Annotated in this window: 18 protein-coding genes and 1 pseudogene; 3 read left to right on the forward strand and 16 right to left on the reverse strand. The window is 43.9% G+C overall.

Annotation, left to right across the window (positions count from 1 at the left end; translation table 11 throughout):
* Positions 1-115 precede the first annotated feature (115 nt).
* From MHI27_RS17160 to MHI27_RS17190, 7 genes are all read right to left on the reverse strand, one after another.
* Positions 116-385, reverse strand: coding sequence for a DNA methyltransferase (locus MHI27_RS17160; protein WP_405174276.1), 270 nt, complete (start codon positions 383-385; stop codon positions 116-118).
* Between the two features lie 151 nt (positions 386-536).
* Complete coding sequence (locus tag MHI27_RS17165) at positions 537-776, reverse strand: hypothetical protein (RefSeq protein WP_405174277.1); 240 nt, start codon at positions 774-776, stop codon at positions 537-539.
* Between the two features lie 388 nt (positions 777-1,164).
* Complete coding sequence (locus MHI27_RS17170; RefSeq protein ID WP_405174278.1) at positions 1,165-1,596, reverse strand: hypothetical protein; 432 nt, start codon at positions 1,594-1,596, stop codon at positions 1,165-1,167.
* On the reverse strand, positions 1,593-2,045 hold the full coding sequence (locus MHI27_RS17175) for an ASCH domain-containing protein (protein WP_405174279.1): 453 nt from the start codon (positions 2,043-2,045) through the stop codon (positions 1,593-1,595). The genes MHI27_RS17170 and MHI27_RS17175 overlap by 4 nt, the downstream gene beginning before the upstream one ends.
* 418 nt (positions 2,046-2,463) lie before the next feature.
* Entirely contained in the window at positions 2,464-2,670 is a 207-nt protein-coding gene (locus MHI27_RS17180; protein ID WP_405174280.1) for a hypothetical protein, read from the reverse strand.
* A 1-nt stretch (position 2,671) separates the two neighbouring features.
* Positions 2,672-2,815, reverse strand: coding sequence for a hypothetical protein (locus tag MHI27_RS17185; RefSeq protein WP_405174281.1), 144 nt, complete (start codon positions 2,813-2,815; stop codon positions 2,672-2,674).
* Positions 2,808-2,942: a hypothetical protein gene (locus tag MHI27_RS17190; protein ID WP_405174282.1), complete on the reverse strand. Its 135-nt coding sequence runs from the start codon at positions 2,940-2,942 to the stop codon at positions 2,808-2,810. Before MHI27_RS17190 ends, MHI27_RS17185 begins: the two co-directional genes overlap by 8 nt.
* An 83-nt stretch (positions 2,943-3,025) precedes the next feature.
* On the opposite strand from MHI27_RS17190, the gene MHI27_RS17195 reads away from it, so the two are divergent.
* From MHI27_RS17195 to MHI27_RS17205, 3 genes and pseudogenes are all read left to right on the forward strand, one after another.
* Complete coding sequence (locus tag MHI27_RS17195) at positions 3,026-3,187, forward strand: hypothetical protein (protein WP_405174283.1); 162 nt, start codon at positions 3,026-3,028, stop codon at positions 3,185-3,187.
* Positions 3,188-3,321: 134 nt separating this feature from the next.
* On the forward strand, positions 3,322-3,567 hold the full coding sequence (locus MHI27_RS17200; RefSeq protein ID WP_076298864.1) for a DUF2642 domain-containing protein: 246 nt from the start codon (positions 3,322-3,324) through the stop codon (positions 3,565-3,567).
* Between the two features lie 528 nt (positions 3,568-4,095).
* A pseudogene (locus MHI27_RS17205) lies at positions 4,096-4,350 on the forward strand (tyrosine-type recombinase/integrase); the annotation flags it as partial.
* Between the two features lie 115 nt (positions 4,351-4,465).
* On the opposite strand, the gene glnA reads toward MHI27_RS17205, so the two are convergent.
* The 9 genes from glnA to hfq form a co-directional block, all read right to left on the reverse strand.
* Positions 4,466-5,794, reverse strand: a complete 1,329-nt coding sequence (gene glnA, locus MHI27_RS17210) for a type I glutamate--ammonia ligase (RefSeq protein ID WP_042128352.1) — start codon at positions 5,792-5,794, stop codon at positions 4,466-4,468.
* Positions 5,795-5,827: 33 nt separating this feature from the next.
* Positions 5,828-6,238, reverse strand: a complete 411-nt coding sequence (locus tag MHI27_RS17215) for a MerR family transcriptional regulator (RefSeq protein ID WP_042128355.1) — start codon at positions 6,236-6,238, stop codon at positions 5,828-5,830.
* Positions 6,239-6,321: 83 nt separating this feature from the next.
* Positions 6,322-7,575 (reverse strand): aminotransferase class I/II-fold pyridoxal phosphate-dependent enzyme, encoded by a 1,254-nt coding sequence (locus MHI27_RS17220; RefSeq protein ID WP_405174284.1) that lies wholly within the window; start codon positions 7,573-7,575, stop codon positions 6,322-6,324.
* A 133-nt stretch (positions 7,576-7,708) separates the two neighbouring features.
* Positions 7,709-8,998, reverse strand: a complete 1,290-nt coding sequence (hflX, locus tag MHI27_RS17225) for a GTPase HflX (RefSeq protein ID WP_042188885.1) — start codon at positions 8,996-8,998, stop codon at positions 7,709-7,711.
* A 40-nt stretch (positions 8,999-9,038) separates the two neighbouring features.
* The gene (locus tag MHI27_RS17230) at positions 9,039-10,004 is read right to left on the reverse strand and encodes an AAA family ATPase (protein ID WP_042188887.1); all 966 of its coding nucleotides are present in this window, start codon (positions 10,002-10,004) and stop codon (positions 9,039-9,041) included.
* A gap of 93 nt (positions 10,005-10,097) precedes the next feature.
* Positions 10,098-10,754, reverse strand: coding sequence for a YdcF family protein (locus MHI27_RS17235; RefSeq protein ID WP_405174285.1), 657 nt, complete (start codon positions 10,752-10,754; stop codon positions 10,098-10,100).
* Between the two features lie 4 nt (positions 10,755-10,758).
* The gene (locus MHI27_RS17240; protein WP_076283512.1) at positions 10,759-11,313 is read right to left on the reverse strand and encodes a DUF402 domain-containing protein; all 555 of its coding nucleotides are present in this window, start codon (positions 11,311-11,313) and stop codon (positions 10,759-10,761) included.
* 210 nt (positions 11,314-11,523) lie between these two features.
* Complete coding sequence (locus tag MHI27_RS17245; protein WP_405174286.1) at positions 11,524-14,094, reverse strand: PBP1A family penicillin-binding protein; 2,571 nt, start codon at positions 14,092-14,094, stop codon at positions 11,524-11,526.
* A gap of 139 nt (positions 14,095-14,233) precedes the next feature.
* Positions 14,234-14,473 carry an RNA chaperone Hfq gene (gene hfq, locus MHI27_RS17250; RefSeq protein WP_042128368.1) on the reverse strand — a complete coding sequence of 80 codons (240 nt, stop codon included), beginning with the start codon at positions 14,471-14,473 and terminating at the stop codon, positions 14,234-14,236.
* Positions 14,474-14,485 lie beyond the last annotated feature (12 nt).

Genomic DNA, 14,485 nt, shown 5'->3' on the forward strand with positions numbered 1-14,485 from the left:
TCGCAGTATGCGTCTACTGTGCCTTTGGGAGAGGAGGGATACTCCTACTTCCTTAATGATCTGGTGCGGCCCCCGCGTTGCTGGGTTTATGCTGTCGGACGATGGCCTTCGCCCCTTAGAACAACGTTAATTGCATATTCTTCAACCGTTCCATTCCGTCTGCAGCATGTCGTTCATCACGCCCTATAGCGATATATTTTCTTCCAGTCCTTGATGCAGCCACAGCCGTTGTACAACTTCCAGCACAATTGTCTAGGACGGTTTCCCCAGGGTTGGTGTAGGTGCGTATGAGGTATTCGCACAACTCCACTGGTTTTTGATTTGGATGGATTAGTTCAAGATCATCGTTGTTAACTACCGGATAGTACAAGACACTGCGCGGCAATCTCTCAGTCTTTCCAGCCTCGTTTGACCACGGAATTCCATCACCCTAAACAAATGATTTATGGTTGTTAGTCGCTGCATTCATTGGTTTATGTCCCTAACTCATTTGAGCATTATAGGTCGGCAGCCTTTTATAAAAGACTAGTATGTTTTCATGAGCTTGCAGCGGCATGACCTTTGTTTAAGTGTCCTGTTACCTTGTTCTTTTCCCATATCCATTCATATTTGAATAATTTCATATTGCTGGCTGCGAGTGTCTTATCAAATGGGACTTTAGCAAATAAGACGATTGCCCCGTTATCCTTAATGATCCGTTCATATGCCTTCCATAGCTGATCAAACGGCAGGATAGAATCCCAAGGGCTCTGCGTTGTGCATATGGTAGATCGCATAGGATCATGTCCGCACTTCCCATAATTTGTTAATAGTGATAATGTACTTATAACTAATTAATAATAAGGAGATAGTTAAATTGCATAAAAAGAAATATTTTACCCTTTCACCACCGTTCCTCATTCTAGGGATCATCTTGGCTTTCACTCTTCCATACGATAAAAGGTCTTATGCATTATAAGCAACCATGATGGCATTTTGGATTACTTACTATGTTTGGATTTATATAGAGAAGCTGATACAGAAGAAAAACGAATAGCATTTGTTACGCCTTATGTGTCTACTTAACAATACTAAGCGTGATAAATGCCGCCTCTGCCCTCTCTCGGGGGCAAATGTTTGTCTTATCCTTTACCTGTGTCAAGACTTGTTGCTCCCTTCCTTATTTCACTTCAGAGCATCCGAAGCCATGTGATAAAAAGGATTTGGCGCCGCGGATTTAATCTTTTCAAATGCTTCCTGTAGATCATTTCGCTCAGAAATCAAATCAGAAACATTCATTTCCTCTGCGTTCGCCCACTCGGTCAGGATTTTCATTTGCCCTTGATATTCATCCAACTCCGCCTGTTGCCGGGCTATGGTCTGCTGTGCCTCTGCTAAATCCCTCTGAACATCTGTGTCAGCCATCATCAACCCGTTTACAGCTTCTTTCCAACGCGCGTTCTGTTGTTGTGACTCTTCTAGTGAGTGAATTAAATACGCAATTTCTGCCTTTTCAATCATGAACCACCATGGAGAACCTGCTTTAAAATTTCTCTTTATCTCTTCTATCCGTTCTGGTGTCATGCTGGATAAGGGAATTTTTCCCGATTCACTCATAACTGCACTCCTTCCCAGTTCCAAATCTGTTGTTGCCCTTTGGCTGGAATCGGAGCCAGCAGTTGCTTAATGTCTGCCAATTCCCAAGCATAGCGTCCTTGATCAAACCATCCGAAGGAATACTCTTTATCAAGAGTATTGAAGTGAGTTTTTCGAGTGTCTGATTCTAAGGCAATCACTCCGCCCAGCACATCTCGCCGGATTCTGAAGCAATCTTTCAACTCTGAAATAGCTACCACAGCCCCAGTCGGTAAGTTGTCCACTGTATAACCGTTCCGAGCCAACGCTGCTTTAATCTCTGGCACTTCGCAGGCCTCTTTATCAATCTTCTTCCCTGCATGGATAGCGAGTGGTCCTCTGTGCTTTGTGGGCCAGCTGCGCGTTTCAAACTTCTTCTCATTGAGAGCTATCAGTGTTGCCCACGGCTGAATGATGGTTATGGACTTCATGGCTTTGCCTCATTTCTTCATCGTATTTTCAAATAAATTGAAGCAATGTTAATAATGATTTATTTTCCAACCGATAGTAAAAAGAGAATAAATAATACATAAGGAGAATTTGAAATGGAATATATACTCATTGGTATTGGAATATATGCACTACGTATACTTGTTCCAATTTTTGTTGCTAGAGTTATGTGGAAAAAGAAATCCGAAATATGGAAGATTGTTATTGCTGTCATACTGACAATTTTCATACCTTGGTTGGGTTTAATTTATCTCGTCATCGATCGTTTGAGGTCACCAAGCATCCCCCGATTATAGTCTCCCCATTTGTCCAACCCCTGGCGCTGAGCAACTTGTTTGCATAATCGTTCTTTCAATACATACTGGTTATTTGTCCTCTCCTTTATATGGGAGAGGGTGGTTAACCCTCTACCTTCTTTTGATATTCAGTGGCAAACCCGCCATTAAAACCTTCCAGCAGCACTACCTCTGATCCGCACAAGTCCCACGGTTCCGACTTCACCGTCCAAACCTTATCCTTGTATTTTTCCTTCCGAGCTTCGTAGCATGAATGCATGATTACTTTGTCTTCCGGTATCAGTCCGGATTTCTCAAGCCACTCAATCATTTCACCAGCCCGGATCTGTGCTCCAAGTATTATAATCTCGCCTCCATTGAAGCAGTTGCTTTTCAGCTCCTTGTATATCCCGTTCAAAATCAGCGATAATTTCAAGGTTGTAGTCGATACAGAACAGAATCTGCAGCTTATTCATCCGTCAGCAACTCACTATTCGTTACGCCACACTCCAGGCAAGCTGGTTCCTCCAGTTCATCGCCCGAGATCTGCTCAATCGCGTATTTCCTGCCGCACTCACAACGGTATTCATCCCATGTTTCCATGTCTTTTCCCTCCCTTGGACTAACTTAACTTATTTTGATAAGCCACGTACAATTGTTAAATAATTGAAATCGGAGTGTTACATATGGATAAAAATAAAAAGTTTTACGGCTTGGGTCTAGGAATATGCTTTGCTGTTGCTTTTGGATTTGCATTCCACAACATTGCATTAGGTATTGGTTTAGGAATTGTTTTTGGTGTTGCCTTGTCTCAGACAGGTAAACCCAAAACTCCTAAAGATAAATGAGGTTCCGCTACTGGGGCTACCACCGATTAATGGCTTAGCCTTATTTTGAAAATGGGTTACTGCCCAGTACATTGGCTAGGCATCAGCATAGGATGACGTATAACCAATTGGGAGGTAATATGTTGAACTATCCAATGAACCAAATGAATTCAATGCATCAAATGCACCAAATGCCACAACCCATCGTGGTATACCCTGTTGATCCATATGTTGTAGAAACCTTAAAATCTGTTATTGGAAAACAAGTTGTGTTAGAAACTACTCGTGGTGGAGTCAGCGGATGTGTAGTTGATGTCAAACCAGACCATGTTGTGTTAGATACTAGAGGTAGAAAGTTCTTTGTCCGGATATGTGAGATTGTTTGGATCATGCCTGAGTAATTTTCTATTCCAGAGGGGCTGTGAAAACAGCTCTTTTTTCATATCTATTTGCCTCTTGTAGCTAACTGTTCAGCATTCCTGATAACCAATAATGCAATAATCTCGTTGTTATACAAATCTTATAATCTTCAAATCGATCATTTGGATGATAAGACCCCTGTGCAGCATAGCCATTAAGAGCACCAGTAAACATTGCAGTGAAGTTCTTTAGATCGTTGGTCTCAAACAACTCAAGCAATCTAATCTCGCGGAAATTCCCCTCTATCTGCCGTACTCTTTCCTGGTTTGTGTTCAGCGAATATCTTTTGCTTCAAAGGAGATATTTCCTTCTTCACCTTCTTACGGGTGGTATTGCGTTTCGCACATGAAGATAAGCAATAGGTTGTTCTGTAGCTTCCACATGAACTTTAAGTTCCGCACACGATATTTCGGAAGAATTGTCCAGCCTTTCGGACGTTCCGGACGCCATCCGGGTCCACCTGTGATATAAAGTGGCTTAACACATGCCGCGGCTTCATCACGGGTTAGCCGAAATCCTCTCTATTCAATTCTTTTTTGCGAATTTTGAAACGTATTGGTCTCCCAGCGCTGCCGATCCATTCTCTTCGACACACTCATGCTGTCCTTTTACTTGAGACTGGTAACGATATGAAGTACGTACAAGAACGTTTAGGTCACGGTAGTATGAGAATCACAGCGGACATATACACACATATTTCAAAGAAAATAAATGAAAGCAGTGTGGAGAAATTTGAAGCTCATATGAGAAGTATCCTCGAATGAAACTACATTTTTAGGGGGCATTACGGGGGCGCTCATTAACCTTCCACAAAACCTCCAAACCTTACCCACACAGAAAAAAACCCTTAACGCTTAGAGCGCCAAGGGCTGATTTATTCTAGTAAAGAGTCATGTATTGCGCTCTTTCCCACTCGTGAACTTGTGTGCGGTAGATATCCCATTCGATTTCTTTTAGCTCGTAGAAGTGAGCCAAAGCATGTTCGCCGAGAGCTTCGGTGATAACATGACTGCGGATCATTTCGCTAAGTGCTTCTTTCAAATCGGATGGCAAGCTTGGAATGCCTTCTTCGATGCGCTCTTCTTCAGACATCACATAGATGTTACGGTCTATCGGAGCTGGAAGATCAAGCTTACGTTTAATTCCGTCAAGACCTGCTTTCAACATAACAGCAAGTGCGAGGTAAGGGTTAGCTGCCGGGTCCGGGTTACGAACCTCAACACGTGTGCTAAGACCTCTAGAAGCCGGAATACGAATCATTGGGCTACGGTTACTTGCAGACCAAGCTACGTAGCAAGGTGCTTCATAACCAGGAACAAGGCGTTTGTATGAGTTCACTGTTGGGTTAGTAATCGCTGCAAAAGCACGAGCGTGCTTCAAAATACCAGCCATGTAGTAACGTGCAGTTTTGCTCAGACCCAGCTTGTCGCTTTCGTCGTAGAACATGTTTTCTTTGCCTTTAAACAAGGATTGGTGAGCGTGCATACCAGATCCGTTGATACCGAACAATGGTTTAGGCATAAAAGTTGCATGCAGGCCGTGTTGACGGGCTACCGTTTTCACGACGAGCTTAAAGGTTTGAATTTGGTCAGCAGCAGTAATCGCGTCAGCATATTTAAAGTCAATTTCATGCTGGCCCGAAGCTACTTCATGGTGGGAAGCTTCGATTTCAAAGCCCATTTCTTCAAGGGTCAGTACGATTTCACGACGACAGTTTTCCCCTAAATCCGTTGGCGCTAAGTCAAAGTATCCACCTTGGTCGTTCAATTCCGTAGTAGGATTGCCTCTTTCGTCTGTCTTGAATAGGAAGAATTCAGGTTCTGGTCCAACGTTCATAGCTGTGAAACCCATTTCTTCTGCTTCCTTCAGACAACGTTTGAGGATACCACGCGGGTCTCCAGCAAAAGGTGTACCATCTGGCATGTAGACGTCACAAATCAGACGAGCTACACGACTATCAGTCACCCAAGGGAAGATTACCCATGTATCTAGGTCAGGGAAGAGATACATATCAGATTCTTCAATCCGTACATAACCTTCGATGGAAGAACCATCAAACATCATTTTATTATCAAGCGCTTTTTCCAATTGGCTAACTGGAATCTCTACATTCTTGATAGTACCTAATAGATCCGTAAATTGCAGACGAATAAAACGAACATTCTCTTCCTTGGCAATGCGTAAAATATCCTCTTTAGAAAAGCTCATGTGATCCTCTCCCTTTCGAACTTCTATATATTATTATTTATTAAAAAACCGGGATAACTCACCTTGAATCAGAGACACTTGTCCCGGTCTTTTACCGGAAACTAGTTCTTGCTTCAGCATTCGGTGAAGCTGGGAATCGGATAACTCTCTACGTCTTACCTCTGTATCAGGGGTAATAACAGTAGCTTCCTCTGATTCCTTAGAGACAGGATTCATTACTTGCTTAATGCCAGCAATATTAACACCCTTCTCGATCAGAGCTTTAATTTCTAATAGGCGCTCAACATCATTAAAAGAGAACAAACGCTGATTCCCCGACGTACGTGCTGGTACGATCAGACTGTGCTGCTCATAATAACGAATTTGTCTCGCGGACAAATCAGTCAGCTTCATTACAATTCCAATAGGAAATAGTGCCATATTTCTGCGGATTTCATCACCCATGACTCATCCAACCTTCCAATGATCTTTTTCTGATCTCATTGTACATTTCCTAATACAGCGTGTCAATGGTATGTGAGATATTCTTACAGCAATTTTCTTTCACGCATACTTTGAAGTGCCATCAAAACGCCATATTTAACATGTGAATAGGTTAACCCGCCTTGCATATAGCCAATATAAGGAGCTCGTATAGGCGCATCTGCAGATAACTCCAAGCTTCCACCTTGTATAAACGTACCTGCAGCCATAATAACAGGATGTTCATAACCTGGCATATCCCACGGCTCTGGTACCACATGGCTGTCCACAGCTGCAGCGCGTTGTATGCCCTGAACAAAGGCAATTAAGTGTTCTGGTCCATCAAAGGAAACCGCCTGAATCAAATCTGTACGAGGCTGGTTCCACGCTGGCTTTGTCTCAAACCCGCAACGCTGAAATACGGATGCAGCAAAAATACTCCCTTTTAAAGCTTGTCCGACCGTGTGTGGAGCCATGAACAACCCTTGATAAAGCCCACGTGTTGTTCCTAACATAGCCCCTACTTCACCACCTATGCCAGGAGCGGTTAATCGATAAGCTGCCAATTCTACAAGATCCTGTCGGCCACAAATATAACCGCCTGTCTCAGCAATACCCCCACCCGGATTCTTAATTAACGATCCTGCTACTAGATCCACACCAACCTGTGGAGGCTCAAGCTCTTCGGTAAACTCACCATAACAATTGTCTACGAAGACAATCACTTCCGGTTTCAACACCTTTACCCTCGAAGTCATTTCACCAATTTCAGCCACTGTGAAAGAAGCACGCCAATCATATCCGCGTGACCTTTGGATTCCAATCACTTTAGTATTTTCGTTAATAGCGAGAGCTACCTCATCCCAATCGATCTTGCCATCAGCAGTAAGAGAAACCTCCCGGTAAGTAATTCCGAAATCTGCGAGAGAACCTGTCCCATCCCCTGTGTGACCAATTACCTTATGTAAGGTATCGTACGGACGTCCTGTGATGTATAGCAGCTCATCTCCTGGACGCAGTACACCAAATAGGGCTGTTGATATGGTGTGTGTTCCTGAAGCGAAATGCGGGCGTACCAGTGCAGATTCCGCACCAAAAACGTCAGCATAGACAAGATCCAACACTTCACGGCCACGGTCATTATACGCATACCCCGTAGAACCGGCAAAGTGAAAATCACTGACTTGATGACGCTGGAACGCTTCTATAACCTTCCACTGATTCTTATCTACAATACGATCAAGAGCTTTGACAGCGCCTTCTATTTCAACTTCTGCGGCCTCTGCCGCGCTCAAAATATCCTCTGCAAAAACTACCATTCGTTCTTATTCGCTCCTTACATTTACTTGCCATCATAATGACAGAAAGCGGCAGTAAACTGACGCTTTCTAGATTAGCTATTATTTTATACCTATAAACGAAGCATTTCCACCTTAGGAATGACAGACAATATTACTGCTGGTCCACAAAATCAGCAAGCATGTAACCCCATTTGTCATAATCCTCTTTATTAAGACGAACGTTATAGAGCACATCGTTCTCATCATATGTCGTTTCCAGAACCTCTCCCACCCTGTAGAGCAAGGAAGAAATGTCACCTCGGTCTCCGGGAATGCGGAAGTTGAGTGTGTCGCCAGCCAGTTCATCGGCGATCATTTCGGTAATCCGTGTTAAATCTTCAGGATTAAATGCACTGATCTTCAAGTACCCTGTACCTGTAGGCAACATTTCCAGTTGCTCAGGCTGACATAGATCAATTTTATTAAAAAGTACGATTTGCGGTGTACCAGATGCACCAAGATCCTGCAAGATGGATTGGACAATCTCCATCTGCTCCTCACGCATTGGTGAAGAGGCATCCACCACATGTAGCACCAAATTAGCCTCATTCACTTCCTCCAGCGTTGCACGGAAAGATGCGACAAGATCATGCGGAAGATTCTGAATGAAGCCTACAGTATCCGTAAGCACGACCTCTTTTCCACCTGCTAGCTCAAGCACACGTGAAGTAGGGTCCAGTGTGGCAAACAACTGGTTTTCAATATAGACATCCGCATCGGTTAGTTGCTTAAGCAGCGTTGATTTCCCTGCATTCGTATACCCAACAAGTGCGACTTGCACTGCTCCCGCCTTGCGGCGACGCTCCCGATGTAGCTCACGAGTCTTAACAACCTCATCCAGCTGGCGTTTCAGCTCCGTAATCCGATCACGAATATGTCGGCGATCGGTTTCCAGCTTACTTTCACCCGGACCTCTGGTACCAATTCCTCCACCTAGTCTGGATAAGTTCTTCCCTTGGCCGGAAAGCCGGGGTAACAGATAGGACAATTGTGCCAGCTCTACCTGAATAATTCCTTCTCGCGTCTTCGCACGCCCCGCAAAAATATCCAGAATAAGCTGCGTCCGGTCAATAATTTTAAGATCCAGAGCCTCCTCAAGGTTCCGGACTTGGGCTCCGGACAATTCTTGATCAAAGATAGCTGTATTAGCCCCGAGAGCATCAGCAGCCATCCGTAGCTCTTCTACTTTACCCTTACCAATAAACCATCTAGAATCAGGCGTTTCCTTGTTTTGACGCAGCACATCCAGAACTTCAACACCAGCGGTTTCGGCTAATTGCACTAATTCCTGTAGTGAAAGCTCTGGATCAATTCCGGTTCTTTTAATTTTATCTGTGACGAGACTTACCAATATCGCTCGATCTTGTACATCTGTTTCCGTATCATGCGTTGTTATTGCCATGTATGTCATGCTCCTTATGACGGTGATAGTATCCTGTAATTCATAATTTGAAATCCTCAGTTCGAAGCGTCATTAATTCCTGCTTGCCTGGGCTGGTACTTTCATACTGGTTTAACAGTCTTACAGCCTGACCCCGAACAGCTTTCTCAATGGCGTTGCGAACATACCGCGCATTACTGAAAGCATGAAGACTCTCCGTCTTCTCTACTAACAAATGCTGCTTTAACTTGAGTATCGCCTGTGGCATCAAAATATAGTCGCGATCTTTTGCCATGAGTTCAGCAATTTGCAGCAGTTGATCGATCGTATAATCAGGAAATTCCACCTGTATCGGAAACCGTGAAGGCAATCCGGGATTGCTCATCAAAAAATACTCCATCTCTCCAGAGTACCCCGCTAAGATAAGTATAAATTGACTGCGATGATCCTCCATGGCCTTGACGAGCGTATCAATCGCTTCTTTTCCAAAATCCTTTTCTCCACCGCGAGCAAGGCTATAAGCCTCATCGATAAACAAAATACCGCCCAAAGCCTTTTTTACCAGATCGCGAGTCTTCTGTGCAGTATGACCGATGTATTCTCCTACAAGGTCGGCTCTCTCCACCTCAATGAGATGTCCTTTGGTCAGTACACCCATACGCTGGAACAGCTTAGCTACGATTCTAGCCACGGTTGTCTTGCCAGTTCCGGGATTCCCTTTAAAAACCATGTGATAAGCTTGCCCGCCGCTTGCAAGTCCTGCCTCAGTTCGCATCTGAGCAATCTGTAACAAGGCGTAGATTTCAAAGACTAGCTCTTTGATATTGTCCAGACCCACTAAACCTTCCAATTCTTGCGTTAACTCTTGGAATAGGCTAGTGTGGCCGTGATTTTTTGGAGGTACCGGCCGACTCTCTCCAGAAGGGTTAGTTATAGCCGGAGGCTCTTGACTCCGCAATACAATATTGATTTGTCGAGACGGTCTTTCTTCCTCCCGTCCACTGGCCGCTGCTACGCGTCCGCTCATCGGTATCACCTCATTATCCAGGGCTGACTTCTCTAATCAAGTCTATTCCAGTAAATGAAGTGTTATTAGAAGATTCGGGATTTTTTGGACAAATCACAGGAATAGCTGCTGAAGCTTCCATTTCGTATAGGCTAGAATCTCACGTGTTTTATGTCTTGTCATCGATAGAACGGTGGATTCTGTAAGTCCCAGCTCAGGATTCACATATGCAAGCTCGTCAGCAATTTCATGAGCCCGCCACCCATGGTAAGTATGCGTAATGATTATTGCTGAAGACAAACCTTCACGCGCCATAATCTCTTTACTAAACAAAAGATTCTCGTAAGTGCTGGTAGCTTCATTCTCTACGTAAATGGCGCTATCTGGCACTCCTTTAGCAACCAAATAATTACGCATTCCTTGAGCTTCGGTGTATTGTAAATCAGGTTTATCTAAACCACCAGATACAATAAGATGTGGGAACATCCCTTTTTGATAAAGCTTCAGTCCGTAATCCAGCCGTTCCTTAAGTCCTGGGCTAGGCTCATCCCCCCACATCGACATGCCAAGAATGATCCCAACATCCGCCTTTTGCATAGGATCTGTCGTGGCAGCTTTATTAATATTGTTTAACGAATAAGCACACCACAACAATCCAGCAATCACAATAATTGATAAAGCAATAAGTAACGTTCGTTTCGTCCAGAATCTGCGTTTTTTGGAAACAATCCGAATCGGGGAAGACCCTCTTCCGTAGACGTACCATTCCATTTCTTTATTTCCTCCTGAATTCTCCATGATGAAATAATTCGGCACGATGCTTCAAAGATAGTGAGAAATAAGGGAAAGCATGAGCATCGATGCCGCGTAAAATAGTATTGGCTGTCTCCCAGGCGAGTTTATAATCACTCTCGGAAATATCTTCCCTCTCCAGCGCTTCCTCTAATTCATCCTCATCAAGCAAATAAACCTCGCCGTTCCAAAGCACAACCACATCCAGATACAAATCATCAAACCATGGAACGCCTTGGTCTGTGACGCCCTGCACCTTGCAGGTGTCTATGTACCATTGAATGATATTTTGCCGTTCGTCAAACATAGCCGTCACAATATAGTGACTGTCTTTGGGGAAATATTGCAGCCAGGAATAACCTTTATCCGCAATACGATATGTATGCCGTCCATAGCTCTTCCACAGTGGTTCTTTCAGCCCGTAGATGGTATAAAGCGTAATATATCCGCTGAATTCCCGGCTCTCCACATAGCGGCAGGCAAAATGGCGACGCGTAATCCGGCGCCAGTTGGCCCGGTCTCCGAATTTACGTTTCATAGAAATTACCCTCTCCAGTATGGTTTCTTCAGCTTACCACATTTAGAGGATACACTCAAAACATCCCGCAAAATACAGCAAATTTTTATCACAGATTCGATTAGAAAAATATGGAGTTATAAAAGAAAGAAGCTGTCCCATAAGTAGCATTCACTACTTTTGAGACAGCCTCAGGAAAAGAAAAGCTAACTTCATAAATTCAAAGCATCACTATTGAACAGAAGAATCACCATTCACATTGCTAGCCTCTTGATCAGGGCTTTGTGTTGCATTACCACTGTCATTCCCCGAACTTCCGCCTCCAGAAGGTACATCTGGCGGAGCGGTAGGTATCGTTGTTGCTGACGGTGGAGGCGTAGTGAATTCAGGCAAGGTTCCTGTTCCACCATTATTTCCGCTTCCATCGTTGCCACTACCATTATTTCCACCGTTGCCATTATCCCAGCCATTGTCTCCACCATTCTCAGGGGTTGGTGTCGGGAGATTAGGATCAATGGTTGGCTCAGGTGTTGGCATCTCATCCTGCACTGAGACAGTAACCACATTCGATGGTTCACTTTCTACTTGGGTTGCAGGATCGTAGGAAGTAACGTAATACTCGTAAACCAGACCAGGCATTGCACTAAAGTCTCCTGCACTAGTCGTGACCGTATTTAACAGTAAACCGAAATCAGCCTCGGATGTCTCTCTACGATAAATACGATATTCTACACCCGCAACAGGAACTGCCTGCCAGCCCAGATTTACTGTCATCGTAGATGGATCATAAGCTGCAGTAAGTCCACTAACATTCTTAGCTGGTTCAGGTGTTTCTGTAGGTGCAGGAGCGATTTCATTATCTAGCTGTGGGAAGGACTTCTTAGGAACATCCCTTAACGCTTCCTCCATCACTTTACCCCAGAATGCTGCGGCAAGCCCACTGCTATTCTTAAGCAGATGTTTCTTGCTTGGCTTGTCATAACCCATCCACACAGCAGCTGTCCATTCAGGTGTATATCCCACAAACCAAACATCACGGTTCGAGCTGATTCCAGAATATCCACTTTGAGTCGTACCGGTCTTACCAGCAACTGGACGATCAATCCTTGCTTTTCTACCCGTACCACTCTCTACAACCTTTTGCATCATCTCGGTCATTTGATAAGCCGTTTGCTTACTCATAACACGATCAGGCGTTGTATTAGCCTTGAAGACGGTCTCTCCACTACTATCAGTGATCGATTTAATGGAATATGATTCTCGAAGTTCACCGCCATTTGCAAAAGCACTGTAAGCTTGTGCCATTTCCAGTGTATTCGTTCCTTTGCTCATACCTCCGAGAGCCAGTGAGAGGTTCTTGTCCTCGTCTTCCAGTCCAATCCCCAATTTCTTGGCAAACTTAAATCCGGTATTCACTCCAATTTCATTAAGCAACCAGACCGAAGGAATATTCTCTGATTTCTGTATAGCATCACTCATACTAATACTCTTGGAATATCCGTGAAGGTTAGTTGGGCAATAGTTGGAAAAACACTGCTTCTCGTTGCTTAACGTAGAATACTTGTCGTACTTTCCAGTTTCCAGTGCTGGAGCATAAGCAACGATTGGTTTAAAGGCTGAACCAGGAGAACGTCGGCTGCCATTTACACGGCTGTAGCCTTTTTTCTCATAATTCCGTCCACCTAGAAGTGCGACAATGCCGCCATTCTCTTGATTCACGATGGTCATAGAACCTTGTACCAGTTCGTCGTCTACACTCTTCTCGAAGTTATCACTGTCTGCAAAAGCATCTTCTACGGTTTCTTGAGCGTGCTTATCCATCGTGGTGTATATCTTGTAACCACCAATATTCAGATCATCTTCGGATAGTCCAAACTTTTCTTCTGCTTCTTCCACTGCGAAGTCAATAAAAGCTTGATAACGCTGTTTCTTTTCAGGTGGCTTATAATTATAATCCACGGCTTGTGCTTCGTCTCTCTCTTGCTCCGTAATATAACCTTGTTCGTACATGAGCTGAAGCACTACTGCGCGACGTTCCTTTGAAAGATCCGGGTTACGCAGAGGGTTGTAACGAGACGGTCCCTTAGGCATCGCAGCCAGTGTCGCAATTTCCCAAACTTTCAGATCATTCAGATCACTCTTACCAAAATATCTTTCAGATGCTGCTTTAATTCCGTAGATCGTACCCCCAAAGTTTATTCGGTTCAGGTACATCGTAATGATCTCTTCTTTAGATTTCTGGTTCTCCAATGCTACAGCAATGGATACCTCAGTCGCTTTACGGAAAAATGTTTTATCCCGTGTCAAAAAGATGTTTTTGGCCAGCTGCTGAGTAATGGTACTACCACCTTCTACCATGCTGCGTGCAGCAATATCTTTTACCGCTGCCCGGCCGATTGACCATAAATCCACACCAGAATGCTCAAAGAAGCGTTTATCTTCTGTGGCCACAAAGGCATTGATCAATAACGGTGGAATCTTCTCATACTCTACAGGATCGCTTTTCTCAAGCGATAATTCGCCGATTAAATTAGCATTGCGGTCATATACTTTTGTAGTTTCATTTACGGTCAGTTTGTCTTGGTTCTCTAGGAGAAGTTTTTGCCCATTCAGCATAATGAACAGATAACCGCCAAGCGCACAGAAAATGGCCAACGCTGTAGCAAAGAACAAGCTCCACAGCACACGCTTTTTAGTCAAAAACTTCTTTTTCTTCTTACTTTTCGGTTTTGGTTTTGAATTGGAACTGGACGATCCTCTATTTCTATTGTTGTTCGTCCTTGATGTATCATCTCTAGACATGATGCCTCCTGACTCCCTTCCTTGAATAAATCATGTATGGACTTCTCTGAATGAAAAGAACAACCTTCTCAGGTTGCTCTCTCACACTCTATTCAAACGATTTATTAACAAGAAAGGTTTCACTTCAATTTTGTTAATGTTATTCTTCGTTACTATTGTCCTGCATAAGTGACACACTGCGCTGTGGTGTAAAAGTGGAAATCGCGTGCTTATACACCATTTGCTGGCGTCCATCACTGTCAATAACGATTGTAAAATTGTCGAATGCTTTAATAATTCCCCGGATTTGAAAGCCGTTGGTCAAATATACTGTAGCAGGGATATTTTCTTTGCGTAGTTGGTTCAAGAATGTATCTTGGATGTTAATGGACTTGTTCATATGACGTACCCC

It is taken from the genome of Paenibacillus sp. FSL H8-0261 (assembly GCF_045040645.1).
Classification (GTDB): Bacteria; Bacillota; Bacilli; order Paenibacillales; family Paenibacillaceae; genus Paenibacillus_AQ.

Coding starts and splice junctions, on each gene's coding strand:
- MHI27_RS17185 (WP_405174281.1), bottom strand. CDS start 2,815: ATGAATAAGCTGCAGATTCTGTTCTGTATCGACTACAACCTTGAAATT.
- MHI27_RS17215 (WP_042128355.1), bottom strand. CDS start 6,238: ATGGGTGATGAAATCCGCAGAAATATGGCACTATTTCCTATTGGAATT.
- MHI27_RS17245 (WP_405174286.1), bottom strand. CDS start 14,094: ATGTCTAGAGATGATACATCAAGGACGAACAACAATAGAAATAGAGGA.
- MHI27_RS17190 (WP_405174282.1), bottom strand. CDS start 2,942: ATGGAAACATGGGATGAATACCGTTGTGAGTGCGGCAGGAAATACGCG.
- glnA (WP_042128352.1), bottom strand. CDS start 5,794: ATGAGCTTTTCTAAAGAGGATATTTTACGCATTGCCAAGGAAGAGAAT.
- MHI27_RS17180 (WP_405174280.1), bottom strand. CDS start 2,670: ATGATTGAGTGGCTTGAGAAATCCGGACTGATACCGGAAGACAAAGTA.
- MHI27_RS17220 (WP_405174284.1), bottom strand. CDS start 7,575: ATGGTAGTTTTTGCAGAGGATATTTTGAGCGCGGCAGAGGCCGCAGAA.
- MHI27_RS17200 (WP_076298864.1), top strand. CDS start 3,322: ATGAACCAAATGAATTCAATGCATCAAATGCACCAAATGCCACAACCC.
- hfq (WP_042128368.1), bottom strand. CDS start 14,473: ATGAACAAGTCCATTAACATCCAAGATACATTCTTGAACCAACTACGC.
- MHI27_RS17195 (WP_405174283.1), top strand. CDS start 3,026: ATGGATAAAAATAAAAAGTTTTACGGCTTGGGTCTAGGAATATGCTTT.
- MHI27_RS17240 (WP_076283512.1), bottom strand. CDS start 11,313: ATGAAACGTAAATTCGGAGACCGGGCCAACTGGCGCCGGATTACGCGT.
- MHI27_RS17165 (WP_405174277.1), bottom strand. CDS start 776: ATGCGATCTACCATATGCACAACGCAGAGCCCTTGGGATTCTATCCTG.
- MHI27_RS17175 (WP_405174279.1), bottom strand. CDS start 2,045: ATGAAGTCCATAACCATCATTCAGCCGTGGGCAACACTGATAGCTCTC.
- hflX (WP_042188885.1), bottom strand. CDS start 8,998: ATGGCAATAACAACGCATGATACGGAAACAGATGTACAAGATCGAGCG.
- MHI27_RS17170 (WP_405174278.1), bottom strand. CDS start 1,596: ATGAGTGAATCGGGAAAAATTCCCTTATCCAGCATGACACCAGAACGG.
- MHI27_RS17235 (WP_405174285.1), bottom strand. CDS start 10,754: ATGGAATGGTACGTCTACGGAAGAGGGTCTTCCCCGATTCGGATTGTT.
- MHI27_RS17230 (WP_042188887.1), bottom strand. CDS start 10,004: ATGAGCGGACGCGTAGCAGCGGCCAGTGGACGGGAGGAAGAAAGACCG.